Source organism: Streptomyces sp. NPDC032472, assembly GCF_040636955.1.
Lineage (GTDB): Bacteria > Actinomycetota > Actinomycetes > Streptomycetales > Streptomycetaceae > Streptomyces.
Window position 1 is genome coordinate 138,102 of record NZ_JBEZVK010000018.1, and the last position, 12,513, is coordinate 150,614.

12 protein-coding genes are annotated in these 12,513 nt (G+C 70.6%); 1 reads left to right on the plus strand and 11 read right to left on the minus strand.

The window, feature by feature from the left end; all coding sequences use genetic code 11:
• Positions 1-6: 6 nt before the first annotated feature.
• From nuoK to AB0F11_RS15060, 11 genes are read right to left on the minus strand one after another with little or no spacing between them, the layout of a single operon-like run.
• Positions 7-306, minus strand: a complete 300-nt coding sequence (gene nuoK, locus AB0F11_RS15010; RefSeq protein ID WP_045946785.1) for an NADH-quinone oxidoreductase subunit NuoK — start codon at positions 304-306, stop codon at positions 7-9.
• Positions 303-1,118: an NADH-quinone oxidoreductase subunit J gene (locus tag AB0F11_RS15015; protein WP_362172604.1), complete on the minus strand. Its 816-nt coding sequence runs from the start codon at positions 1,116-1,118 to the stop codon at positions 303-305. The genes nuoK and AB0F11_RS15015 overlap by 4 nt, the downstream gene beginning before the upstream one ends.
• Entirely contained in the window at positions 1,115-1,711 is a 597-nt protein-coding gene (nuoI, locus tag AB0F11_RS15020; RefSeq protein ID WP_362172606.1) for an NADH-quinone oxidoreductase subunit NuoI, read from the minus strand. Before nuoI ends, AB0F11_RS15015 begins: the two co-directional genes overlap by 4 nt.
• Before the next feature lie 3 nt (positions 1,712-1,714).
• Positions 1,715-3,073, minus strand: a complete 1,359-nt coding sequence (gene nuoH, locus AB0F11_RS15025) for an NADH-quinone oxidoreductase subunit NuoH (RefSeq protein WP_362172609.1) — start codon at positions 3,071-3,073, stop codon at positions 1,715-1,717.
• Positions 3,070-5,577 (minus strand): NADH-quinone oxidoreductase subunit G, encoded by a 2,508-nt coding sequence (locus tag AB0F11_RS15030; protein WP_362172612.1) that lies wholly within the window; start codon positions 5,575-5,577, stop codon positions 3,070-3,072. Before AB0F11_RS15030 ends, nuoH begins: the two co-directional genes overlap by 4 nt.
• Positions 5,574-6,920 carry an NADH-quinone oxidoreductase subunit NuoF gene (gene nuoF, locus AB0F11_RS15035; protein ID WP_362172615.1) on the minus strand — a complete coding sequence of 449 codons (1,347 nt, stop codon included), beginning with the start codon at positions 6,918-6,920 and terminating at the stop codon, positions 5,574-5,576. Before nuoF ends, AB0F11_RS15030 begins: the two co-directional genes overlap by 4 nt.
• Positions 6,920-7,660 (minus strand): NADH-quinone oxidoreductase subunit NuoE, encoded by a 741-nt coding sequence (gene nuoE / locus AB0F11_RS15040; protein ID WP_362172617.1) that lies wholly within the window; start codon positions 7,658-7,660, stop codon positions 6,920-6,922. Before nuoE ends, nuoF begins: the two co-directional genes overlap by 1 nt.
• The gene (locus AB0F11_RS15045) at positions 7,657-8,982 is read right to left on the minus strand and encodes an NADH-quinone oxidoreductase subunit D (protein ID WP_362172620.1); all 1,326 of its coding nucleotides are present in this window, start codon (positions 8,980-8,982) and stop codon (positions 7,657-7,659) included. The genes nuoE and AB0F11_RS15045 overlap by 4 nt, the downstream gene beginning before the upstream one ends.
• Positions 8,982-9,734: an NADH-quinone oxidoreductase subunit C gene (locus tag AB0F11_RS15050; RefSeq protein WP_362172623.1), complete on the minus strand. Its 753-nt coding sequence runs from the start codon at positions 9,732-9,734 to the stop codon at positions 8,982-8,984. The genes AB0F11_RS15045 and AB0F11_RS15050 overlap by 1 nt, the downstream gene beginning before the upstream one ends.
• Positions 9,731-10,285 (minus strand): NADH-quinone oxidoreductase subunit B family protein, encoded by a 555-nt coding sequence (locus AB0F11_RS15055; protein WP_362172626.1) that lies wholly within the window; start codon positions 10,283-10,285, stop codon positions 9,731-9,733. Before AB0F11_RS15055 ends, AB0F11_RS15050 begins: the two co-directional genes overlap by 4 nt.
• 14 nt (positions 10,286-10,299) lie before the next feature.
• On the minus strand, positions 10,300-10,659 hold the full coding sequence (locus AB0F11_RS15060; protein WP_030028256.1) for an NADH-quinone oxidoreductase subunit A: 360 nt from the start codon (positions 10,657-10,659) through the stop codon (positions 10,300-10,302).
• Between the two features lie 891 nt (positions 10,660-11,550).
• Between AB0F11_RS15060 and AB0F11_RS15065 the strand changes: the two genes are divergently transcribed.
• Positions 11,551-12,363, plus strand: a complete 813-nt coding sequence (locus tag AB0F11_RS15065; protein ID WP_362172629.1) for an NlpC/P60 family protein — start codon at positions 11,551-11,553, stop codon at positions 12,361-12,363.
• Positions 12,364-12,513: the final 150 nt, after the last annotated feature.

The following is a 12,513-nucleotide window of genomic DNA, read 5'->3' on the forward strand; positions in this document are numbered from 1 at the left end:
CGCCCCTTACAGCTTCATCAGGCTGGCGTCGTCGACCGAGGCCGAGTGGCGGGTACGAAACAGCGACACGATGATCGCGAGGCCCACCACGACCTCCGCGGCGGCGACGACCATCGTGAAGAACGCGATGATCTGGCCGTCGAGGTTGCCGTGCATCCGGGAGAACGCCACGAACGCGAGGTTGCAGGCGTTGAGCATCAGCTCCACGCACATGAACAGCACGATGGCGTTGCGCCGGATCAGCACGCCCGCGGCGCCGATGGTGAACAGCAGGGCCGCCAGGTACAGGTAGTTGACCGGGTTCACTTCGAGGCCTCCTCACGGCCGAGGCGCTCCGCCGACCGCCGCTCCAGGGCCTTCAGGTCCGACAGCGCCTCGGGCGAGACGTCGCGGATCTGGCCGCGGGCGCGCAGCGTCTTGCTGACGGTCAGCTCGGACGGGGTGCCGTCCGGCAGCAGGCCGGCGACGTCCACCGCGTTGTGCCGGGCGTACACGCCGGGCGCGGGCAGCGGCGGGAGCTGGACCCCCTCGCGTACGCGCCGCTCGGCGAGCTCGCGCTGGGTGGCGGCCCGCTCGGTGCGCTCGCGGTGGGTCAGCACCATCGCGCCGACGGCGGCGGTGATCAGCAGCGCGCCGGTGATCTCGAAGGCGAAGACGTACTTGGTGAAGATCAGCTCCGCGAGGCCCTCCACGTGCCCGGCGCCGTTGACCCGCCCCAGCCCGTTGAAGTGCTTCAGCGAGGCGTTGGCGATGCCGGCGATCAGCAGGACGCCGAAGCCCAGCCCGCACAGGACGGCCAGCCAGCGCTGGCCCTTGATGGTCTCCTTCAGCGAGTCCGCTGCGGTGACGCCGACGAGCATGACCACGAAGAGGAAGAGCATCATGATCGCGCCGGTGTAGACGATCACCTGGACCACGCCCAGGAAGTACGCCCCGTTGGCGAGGTAGAACACCGCCAGGACGATCATCGTCCCGGCGAGGCTGAGGGCGCTGTGTACGGCCTTCTTCATCAGGATCGTGGCCAGCGCGCCGATCACGGCGACCGTGCCCAGGATCCAGAACTGCACCGCCTCGCCCGTGGAGGTGAGGGTGGCCGCGCCCGCGGCGATCGCGCTCACGCCCCCACCCCCTCGGCCGTGTCCTTCTCCTGCGCGGACTCGCCCTTGGACACCGCCGCCTGCCGCTCGGTGCCCGGGGCCGCCCCCGTCACCAGACCGCGGTAGTAGTCCTGCTCGTCCGTGCCCGGGTACATCTCGTGCGGGGCCTCGACCATGCCCTCGGTCAGCCCGGCGAGCAGCTGCTCCTTGGTGTAGATCAGCGACTCGCGGCTCGCGTCGGCCAGCTCGAACTCGTTCGTCATCGTCAGCGCCCGCGTCGGGCACGCCTCGATGCACAGCCCGCACAGGATGCAGCGGGCGTAGTTGATCTGGTAGACGCGGCCGTAGCGCTCGCCCGGGGAGTAGCGCTCCTCCTCCGTGTTGTCCGCGCCCTCCACGTAGATGGCGTCCGCGGGGCAGGCCCAGGCGCACAGCTCGCACCCGATGCACTTCTCCAGACCGTCCGGGTGCCGGTTGAGCTGGTGCCGTCCGTGGAAGCGCGGCGCGGTGGTCTTCTGCTGCTCCGGGTACTGCTCGGTGAGGCGCTTCTTGAACATGGCCTTGAAGGTCACGCCGAAGCCGGCCACCGGGTTCTGCCACTTCTCGTCAGACACGTCTCAACCCTCCTCTCGGTCGTTGTCGGTGTTCGCGCCGCCACTGACCATCAGCTCCCGCTGCTCGCGGGGCCGCCTGCGCGGTACGGGTTCCGGCCGCTGGCCGGGCTTGGGCGGTACGGGGAACCCGCCCGCGAACGGGTCGAAGGGCTCGGCCGCGGCGGCCGCCCCGGCCTCCTCGGCGGCCGTCTTCTCCCGCCGCTCGCGGAAGAAGTCGGCGACGAAGGACAGCAGCAGGACCGCCACGACGCCGCCGCCCACGTACAGGACGATCTCGCTGAAGTCGTAGCGCTCGTTGCGCAGGGCCCGCACGGTGGCCACCAGCATCAGCCACAGCACCGAGACCGGGATCAGGACCTTCCAGCCCAGCTTCATCAGCTGGTCGTAGCGGACGCGGGGCAGCGTGCCGCGCAGCCAGATGAAGAAGAACAGCAGCAGCTGCACCTTGAGGGTGAACCAGAGCAGCGGCCACCAGCCGTGGTTGGCGCCCTCCCAGTACGTCGAGATCGGCGCGGGGGCCCGCCAGCCGCCGAGGAAGAGCGTCACCGACACCGCCGAGACGGTGACCATGTTGACGTACTCCGCCAGCATGAACATCGCGAACTTGATCGACGAGTACTCGGTGTTGAAGCCGCCGACGAGGTCGCCCTCGGACTCCGGCATGTCGAAGGGGGCGCGGTTCGTCTCGCCGACCATCGTGATCACGTAGATGATGAACGACACCGGCAGCAGCACGATGTACCAGCGGTCGGCCTGCGCCTCCACGATCGCCGAGGTCGACATCGACCCGGAGTAGAGGAAGACCGAGGCGAACGCCGCACCCATCGCGATCTCGTAGCTGATCATCTGCGCGCAGGAGCGCAAGCCGCCCAGCAGCGGGTACGTCGAGCCCGACGACCAGCCCGCGAGCACGATCCCGTAGATCCCGACCGAGGCCACCGCGAGGATGTACAACATCGCGATGGGCAGGTCGGTCAGCTGCATCGTGGTGCGCACCCCGAAGATCGACACCTCGTCGCCGGGGGGCCCGAAGGGGATCACCGCGATCGCCATGAACGCCGGGATCGCCGCGACGATCGGGGCGAGCACGTAGACGACCTTGTCGGCGCGCTTGACGATGATGTCTTCCTTGAGCATCAGCTTCACGCCGTCGGCCAGCGACTGCAGCATGCCCCAGGGGCCGTGCCGGTTCGGGCCGATGCGCAGCTGCATCCAGGCCACGACCTTGCGCTCCCACACGATGGAGAACAGCACGGTCACCATCAGGAAGGCGAAGCAGAACACCGCCTTGACCACGACCAGCCACCAGGGGTCCCTGCCGAACAGGGACAGGTCCTCGGCAGCGAGCTGTACCGCGTTCACGCGCCCACCTCCGCAGTGGTGCCGCCTGCGCCGGCCCGCGTCGCCGGGCCGATCCGTACGAGGGTGCCCGGGTGGGCGCCGGTGTCGGCGCGCACGCCGGAACCGGTGGAGTTCAGCGGGAGCCAGACCACCCGGTCGGGCATCTCGGTGATCCGCAGCGGGAGTTCCACGCTGCCCGCCGGGCCGGTCACGGCGAGGACGTCGCCGTCCTTGACGCCCGTCTCCGCGGCCGTGGCCGCCGACAGCCGGGCCGCGGCCTCGTGCCGGGTGCCCGCCAGGGCCTCGTCGCCCTCCTGGAGCAGGCCCTGGTCCAGCAGCAGCCGGTGGCCCGCGAGGACCGCCTCGCCCGCAGCGGGGCGGGGCAGCGGCGCGGTCGACGCCGGCTGTTCCGCGGCCCGCTCCCCGGCCCACGGGCCGAGCCGGTCGATCTCCCGGCGTACGGCGTGCACGTCGGGCAGGCCCAGCGGGCGGTCGGCGGCGTCCGCCAGCATGTGCAGCACACGGGCGTCGGCCGGGGCGAGCGGGCGGGTCATCTGGTCGGGCTTGAGCGCCGCCTCGAACGGCCGGACCCGGCCCTCCCAGTTGATGAACGTGCCCGCCTTCTCGGCGACGGCCGCGACCGGGAACACCACGTCGGCGTGGTCGGTGACCTCGCCGGGCCGCAGCTCCAGGCTGACCACGAAGGCCTCCTCCAGCGCCACGCGCGCCCGCTGCGGATCCGGCAGGTCCCTGACCTCGACGCCCGCGACCAGCAGCGCCCTCAGCTCGCCGCCGGCCGCAGCCTCCACGATCTGGCCGGTGTCGCGGCCGTAGCGGTGCGGCAGCTCCTGCAGCCCCCAGGCGGCCGCGACCTCGTCACGGGCCCGCGGGTCGGTGGCCGGGCGCGCCCCGGGCAGCAGCGACGGCAGCGCGCCCGCCTCGACCGCGGCCCGCTCCCCGGCCCGGCGCGGGATCCACACCAGGCGGGCCCCGGTCGCCGCGGCCGCCCGTACGGCGGCGGTCAGCCCGCCGGGCACCCCGGCGAGGCGCTCCCCGACCACCAGGACCGCACCGGGCGTGCGCAGCGCCTCGGCGGCCGCCCCGCCGCCCGCCTCCAGGCCGGTCCGCGAGGCCAGCGCCTCCAGCCACTCCGGCTCGGTGCCGGGGGCGGCGGCCAGCAGGGTGCCGCCCGCCTTCTGCAGGCCGCGGGTGGCGAACGGGGCGAGGGCGAAGGTGCGCTGCCCCCGCTTGCGGAACGCCTTGCGCAGCCGCAGGAAGACCCCGGGGGCCTCCTCCTCGGCCTCGATGCCGGCGAGCAGCACCGCCGGGGCCGCCTCCAGCTCCCGATATGTGACGCCGCCGCCGCCGAGGTCCGCCCCCGTGCCGGCCACGGTGGCGGCGAGGAACTCGGCCTCCTCCGCGCTGTGCACCCGGGCCCGGAAGTCGATGTCGTTGGTGTCCAGGACGACCCGGGCGAACTTGGCGTACGCGTAGGCGTCCTCGACGGTGAGCCGCCCGCCCGTCAGGACGCCCGCCCGGCCGCGCGCGGCGGCGAGCCCGGCGGCCGCGGCCTCCAGGGCCTCGGGCCAGCTCGCCGGCTCCAGGACGCCCGAGGCGCTCCTGACCAGCGGGGTCGTCAGCCGGTCGGGGCGCTGCGCGTAGCGGAACGCGAAGCGGCCCTTGTCGCAGATCCACTCCTCGTTGACCTCGGGGTCCTCCGCGGCCATCCGGCGCAGCACCTTGCCGCGGCGGTGATCGGTGCGGGTCGCGCAGCCGCCCGCACAGTGCTCGCACACGCTCGGGGAGGAGACGAGGTCGAAGGGGCGGGAGCGGAAGCGGTACGCGGCCGAGGTGAGGGCGCCGACCGGGCAGATCTGGATGGTGTTGCCGGAGAAGTACGACTCGAACGGGTCGCCCTCGCCGGTGCCGACCTGCTGCAGCGCCCCGCGTTCGAGCAGCTCGATCATCGGGTCGCCGGCGACCTGCGTGGAGAAGCGGGTGCAGCGCGCGCACAGCACGCACCGCTCGCGGTCCAGCAGCACCTGCGTGGAGATCGGCACCGGCTTCTCGTAGGTGCGCTTCCTGCCCTCGAAGCGGGAGTCGGCGTTGCCGTGCGACATGGCCTGGTTCTGCAGGGGGCACTCGCCGCCCTTGTCGCAGACCGGGCAGTCCAGCGGGTGGTTGATCAGCAGCAGCTCCATCACGCCGCGCTGGGACTTCTCGGCGACCTCGGAGGTGAGCTGCGTCCTGACGACCATGCCGTCGGTGCAGGTGATGGTGCAGGAGGCCATCGGCTTGCGCTGGCCCTCGACCTCGACGATGCACTGGCGGCAGGCGCCGACCGGGTCGAGGAGCGGGTGGTCGCAGAACCGGGGGATCTCGATGCCGATCTGCTCGGCGGCCCGGATGACGAGGGTCCCCTTGGGGACCGACAGCTCGATGCCGTCGATGGTCAGGGAGACCGTGTCCTCGGGCGGCTGTGCCACCGCTCCGCCACCGCCGGTCGCGTTCGTGGTGACGGTCATGCGTTCACCTCCGTGTCGGCCCAGAGGGTCGACTTCCTGGGGTCGAAGGGGCAGCCCTTGCCCGTGATGTGCTGCTCGTACTCCTCGCGGAAGTACTTCAGCGAGGAGAAGATCGGGCTGGCGGCGCCGTCGCCGAGCGCGCAGAACGACTTGCCGTTGATGTTGTCGGCGATGTCGTTCAGCTTGTCGAGGTCGGACATGACGCCCTTGCCGGCCTCGATGTCGCGGAGCAACTGGACCAGCCAGTACGTGCCTTCGCGGCAGGGCGTGCACTTGCCGCAGGACTCGTGGGCGTAGAACTCCGTCCACCGGGTCACGGCCCGCACCACGCAGGTGGTCTCGTCGAAGCACTGCAGGGCCTTGGTGCCGAGCATGGACCCGGCCGCGCCGACGCCCTCGTAGTCGAGCGGCACGTCGAGGTGCTCGGCGGTGAACATCGGGGTGGAGGAGCCGCCCGGGGTCCAGAACTTCAGCTTGTGGCCGGGGCGCATCCCGCCGCTCATGTCGAGGAGCTGGCGCAGGGTGATGCCGAGCGGGGCCTCGTACTGGCCGGGGCCGGCGACGTGCCCGGAGAGGGAGTACAGGGTGAAGCCGGGGGACTTCTCCGTCCCCATCGCCTTGAACCAGTCCTTGCCCTTGTTCAGGATCGCGGGAACCGACGCGATGGACTCGACGTTGTTCACCACAGTGGGGCAGGCGTAGAGCCCCTCGACGGCGGGGAAGGGGGGACGCAGCCGGGGCTGACCGCGCCGGCCTTCGAGGGAGTCGAGGAGGGCTGTCTCCTCGCCGCAGATGTAGGCGCCCGCGCCCGCGTGCACGGTGATGTCGAGCTTCAGGCCGCTGCCGAGGATGTCCTCGCCGAGGTAGCCGGCCTCGTACGCCTCGCGCACCGCCTCGTGCAGGCGGCGCAGCACCGGCACGACCTCGCCGCGCAGGTAGATGAAGGCGTGCTCCGAGCGGATCGCGTAGCAGGCGATGATCATTCCCTCGATGAGGGAGTGCGGGTTGGCGAAGAGCAGGGGGATGTCCTTGCAGGTGCCCGGCTCCGACTCGTCCGCGTTCACGACGAGGTAGTGCGGCTTGCCGTCGCCCTGCGGGATGAACTGCCACTTCATCCCGGTGGGGAAGCCCGCGCCGCCGCGGCCGCGCAGGCCCGAGTCCTTCACGTACGCGATGACCTCGTCCGGGGTCATGGCGAGCGCCTTGCGCAGCCCCTCGTAGCCCTCGTGGCGCCGGTAGGTCTCCAGCGTCCACGACCGGGGCTCGTCCCAGAACGCCGACAGCACCGGTGCCAGCAGCTTCTCCGGGCTGGTGCCGTTCTGCATGGCAGCAGTCACCGTCATCACTCCCCCTCCTCGCCGCTCGCCTCGGCGCGCGGGTGCACGACCTTGCCGTGGTGCGGGGACTCGCCGCGGGCGATGCGCAGTCCGATCAGGGAGGCGGGTCCGGCGCCTCCGCTCTCCTCGACGGCGCCCTCGCGCTCGTCGGGGAAGCCCGCCAGGATCCGCGCGGTCTCCTTGTACGTGCACAGCCGGGCGCCCCGGGTCGGCGCCACGGGCCGGCCGGCGCGCAGGTCGTCGACGAGGTCCTTGGCGGAGGCGGGGGTCTGGTTGTCGAAGAACTCCCAGTTGACCATCACCACGGGGGCGTAGTCGCAGGCCGCGTTGCACTCGATGTGTTCGAGGGTGACCTTGCCGTCGGGGGTGGTGCCGTTGTTCTCGACGCCGAGGTGCTCCTTGAGCTCCTCGAAGATGGCGTCGCCGCCCATGACCGCGCACAGGGTGTTGGTGCAGACGCCGACCTGGTAGTCGCCCGAGGGGCGGCGCCGGTACATCGTGTAGAAGGTGGCGACGGCGGTGACCTCGGCGGTGGTCAGGCCCAGCACCTCGGCGCAGAAGCGGATGCCGGTGCGCGAGACGTGGCCCTCCTCGGACTGGGTCAGGTGCAGCAGCGGCAGGAGCGCGGAGCGGCTGTCGGGGTAGCGGGCGATGACCTCCTTCGCGTCCGCTTCGAGCCGGGCGCGTACGTCCGCCGGATAGTCCGGGGCCGGGAGCTGCGGCATGCCGAGCGAGATCTCTGTCATCGGTCGACGCCTCCCATCACGGGGTCGATGGAGGCGACGGCGACGATGACGTCGGCGACCTGGCCGCCCTCGCACATCGCGGCCATGGCCTGGAGGTTGGTGAAGGACGGGTCGCGGAAGTGGACCCGGTAGGGGCGGGTGCCGCCGTCGGAGACGACGTGGACGCCGAGCTCGCCCTTGGGGGACTCCACGGCCGCGTACGCCTGCCCGGCCGGCACCCGGAAGCCCTCGGTCACCAGCTTGAAGTGGTGGATGAGGGCCTCCATGGAGGTGCCCATGATGTTCTTGATGTGGTCGAGCGAGTTGCCGAGGCCGTCGGGGCCCATCGCGAGCTGCGCCGGCCAGGCGATCTTCTTGTCGGCGACCATGACCGGGCCGGGCTCCAGGCGGTCCAGGCACTGCTCGATGATCCGCAGCGACTGGCGCATCTCCTCGAGGCGGATCAGGAACCGCCCGTAGGAGTCGCAGGTCTCCGTCGTCGGCACGTCGAACTCGTAGGTCTCGTAGCCGCAGTACGGGTCGGACTTGCGCAGGTCGTGCGGCAGGCCGGCCGAGCGCAGGATCGGGCCGGTGGCGCCGAGGGCCATGCAGCCGGCGAGGTCGAGGTAGCCGACGTCCTGCATGCGCGCCTTGAAGATGGGGTTGCCGGTGGCGAGCTTGTCGTACTCCGGCAGGTTCCTCTTCATGGTCTTGAGGAAGTCGCGCAGCTGGTCCATGGCGCCCGGGGGCAGGTCCTGCGCCAGGCCGCCGGGGCGGATGAAGGCGTGGTTCATGCGCAGGCCGGTGATCAGCTCGTAGATGTCGAGGATCAGCTCGCGGTCGCGGAAGCCGTAGATCATGATCGTGGTGGCGCCCAGCTCCATGCCGCCGGTGGCGATGCACACCAGGTGGGAGGAGAGCCGGTTGAGCTCCATCAGCAGGACGCGGATCACGGTGGCCCGGTCGGGGACCTGGTCGGTGATGCCGAGGAGCTTCTCGACGCCGAGGCAGTACGCCGTCTCGTTGAAGAACGGCGTGAGGTAGTCCATGCGCGTGACGAAGGTGGTGCCCTGCGTCCAGTTCCGGAATTCGAGGTTCTTCTCGATGCCGGTGTGGAGGTAGCCGATGCCGCAGCGGGCCTCGGTGACGGTCTCGCCGTCGATCTCCAGGATCAGGCGGAGCACTCCGTGGGTGGACGGGTGCTGCGGACCCATGTTGACGACGATGCGCTCGTCGTCCGCCTTGGCCGCCGAGCGGACGATCTCGTCCCAGTCGCCGCCGGTGACGGTGTAGACGGGGCCCTCGGTGGTCTCGCGCGACTCTGCGTGGTGTGACGTGGACATCAGCTGTACGACCTCCGCTGGTCGGGAGCCGGGATCTGGGCGCCCTTGTACTCGATGGGGATGCCGCCGAGCGGGTAGTCCTTGCGCTGCGGGAAGCCCTGCCAGTCGTCCGGCATCATGATCCGGGTGAGGGCCGGGTGCCCGTCGAAGACCAGGCCGAAGAAGTCGTACGTCTCGCGCTCGTGCCAGTCGTTGGTCGGGTAGACGGAGACGAGCGACGGGATGTGCGGGTCGCTGTCCGGCGCGGACACCTCCAGGCGGATCATCCGGCCGTGGGTGAGCGAGCGCAGGTGGTAGACGGCGTGCAGCTCGCGACCCCTGTCCTCGGGGAAGTGCACGCCGCTGACGCCGGTGCACAGCTCGAAGCGCAGGGCGGGGTCGTCGCGCAGGGTGCGGGCCACGCGGACCAGGTGCTCGCGGGCGATGTGGAAGGTGAGCTCGCCGCGGTCGACGACGGTCTTCTCGATCGCGTTCTGCGGGAGCAGGTCCTGCTCCTCCAGGGCGCCTTCGAGTTCGTCGGCGACCTCGTCGAAGTACGAGCCGTACGGGCGGTGGCTGGCGCCGGGGAGGGCGACGGTGCGGACCAGGCCGCCGTAGCCGCTGGTGTCGCCGCCGCCCGTGGCGCCGAACATGCCCTTGCGGACGCCGATGACCTCGGGGCCGGCGCCAAAGGCGCGGGGGGCAGGAACGTTGTTCCCGCCCGCTTCGGGGTCGCCGTTGCCGTTGCCGTGGTGCGGGGTGGTCTCGCTCACCGGAGCAGCCCCTTCATCTCGATGGTGGGCAGGGCCTTGAGGGCCGCCGCCTCCGCCTCGCGGGCCGCCTCTTCCCGGTTCACGCCGAGCTTGGAGGACTGGATCTTCTGGTGGAGCTTGAGGATCGCGTCCAGCAGCATCTCGGGGCGGGGCGGGCAGCCGGGGAGGTAGATGTCCACCGGGACGATGTGGTCGACGCCCTGCACGATGGCGTAGTTGTTGAACATTCCGCCCGACGATGCACAAACCCCCATGGAGATGACCCATTTGGGAGCGGGCATCTGGTCGTACACCTGCCGCAGCACCGGCGCCATCTTCTGGCTGACCCGGCCGGCCACGATCATCAGATCGGCCTGGCGCGGCGAGCCGCGGAAGACCTCCATGCCGAAGCGGGCCAGGTCGTACCGGCCCGCTCCGGTGGTCATCATCTCGATCGCGCAGCAGGCCAGGCCGAAGGTCGCGGGGAAGACGGACGCCTTGCGCACCCAGCCCGCGGCCTGTTCGACGGTGGTCAGCAGGAAGCCGCTCGGCAGCTTTTCTTCCAGTCCCATGGGAATTCAGCCCCTCAGTCCCATTCCAGGCCGCCGCGACGCCAGACGTAGGCGTAGGCGACGAAGACCGTGAGCACGAAGAGCAGCATCTCGACGAGCCCGAAGATCCCCAGGGAGTCGAAGGTGACCGCCCAGGGGTAGAGGAAGACAACTTCGATGTCGAAGACGATGAAGAGCATCGCCGTCAGGTAGTACTTGATGGGGAAGCGACCGCCGCCGGCCGGTGTCGGCGTGGGCTCGATACCGCATTCGTACGCCTCGAGCTTCGCCCGGTTGTACCGTTTCGGGCCGATCAGCGTGGCCATGACCACGGAGAAGATCGCAAACCCTGCGCCGAGGGCGCCGAGCACGAGGATGGGCGCGTAGGCATTCACGCTCCTCGCTCCTTCCAGTCGTCCTTGACCGTTGGACCGCTGCGCCGGCCGGTGGAAGATCACGTACATGTGAGGCAGTTCACAAGCCGGACTGCTGCGCATCCTATGCCCGCCGATCTGTGATCTGCGACACGGGTGACAACACCGAGTTTGTGATCTCCACCACCTGACGAACGATCATGAAGTCCGATGAGTGGTGATCTACATACGCGAAGCATCCAAGTGATCACCAAAGGTGACATCCGAGCCTGTTACCCCAGGTAGAAGGGGTCCTGCCCTATCAAACGATGTGGGTGGCAGGCAAATTTGCAAGATCGCGCCAATGGCTGTAAAGGGATCCGCGTCGCCCGGTCGAGGGAGGCCCCGGGGACGGGAGTGGACGCGTGCATCCGTTCACGATCTCCGGCCGGCGCCGGACCGTCGCCCCGGGCGAGCCGGACCGCCGTCCCGGGCGAGCCGACCCGACCCTCCCGGGTGAGCCGGGCCGGCCCTCCCGGGCGAGCCGGCTCGACCCTCCGCGCCGCTCCGACCCCGCCCTCCCGGGTGAGCCGCGCCGCCCTCCGGACCCCGCACCCTCACGGCATGCTCACGACGAGATCACGAGCAGGCCACAGGGCCTCCACGGCGAGACTCCCCTGTGACCTGCACCACACCGAATCCATGACTCCGAAAGCGGGCTTGGCCAACTGTGCGCCGGGATGGTAGGCCCTGGGTCAATTCGGACTTATTACTGAAACCCCATGATCACAGCCTTGTGAAGGGGTGTCCGATACGTCCGTTACGGCGTCAATAAGACGCGCGGGGTGTCCGGTTCGCGCCGTCTCGCGCGCAACTGTGGCGCAGACCACGTTTCTTGAAGGGAACCCGGGCCCCCTGATAGCGGTTGTTCTCATGTCCCACACCGCTCACATACCCAGCCACCGGAAGCCCCGTCGCAGCGCCTCGAAGCTCGCGGTCCGCGCCGGAGTTGCCGGTGGCGTCCTCAGCACCCTGGCGATGGCCGGCACGGCGAGCGCGTCCCCCGCTGCCGAGCCCGTGACCGAGACGCTCGAGATGCCGGTCCTCAACCTGGACCTGGCCGCCGAGGTGTCCTCCGCCGTCACCACCGCCGCCGACAACACCCGTGCGGCCGCCGTCAACGGGGAGCTGCAGGCCGAGGAGGAGAGCGCCCGCACCGGCGCCGCCGCCGAGGCGAAGCAGGCCAAGGAAGCGGCCGAGAAGAAGGCGAAGGACGAGGCGGACCGCAAGGCCGAGGCCGAGCGCGCCACCCGCAACGCCGCCCGCACCACGCTGCAGAACGCCTCCGCCTCGGGCGAGATGGGCTCCGGCACCGTGACCGCCCCGGCGACCGGCTCCGCCGCCGCCATCGTGAACTTCGTCCGCGCGCAGGTCGGCAAGGCCTACATCAGCGGCGCCACCGGCCCCTCCGCGTACGACTGCTCCGGCCTCGTCCAGGCCGCGTACCGCAAGGCCGGCATCTCCCTGCCGCGCGTCTCCCAGGACCAGTCCGCGGAGGGCACCTCGGTCTCCCTGAGCGCCCTGCAGCCGGGCGACATCCTGTACTGGGGCTCCCGCGGCAGCGCCTACCACGTCGCCATCTACGTCGGCGGCGGCAAGTTCGTCGGCGCGCAGAACCCCAGCACGGGCATCGTCGAGCGCAACCTGAGCTACGACCGTCCGACGGGCGCCGTCCGCGTCCTCTGAGCCCTCTGAGCCTCTGCGGGCCGGGCCTCTGGCGATCCCGCTCCGGCGGGGCGCCGCGGCGCTGCAGCACGGCGAAGGGCCGGTACTCCCCCGCTCGGGGAACGGATTGAGCGCACGGTGCCCCGCTCCCCTTCCTTCCAGGTCTTTCCG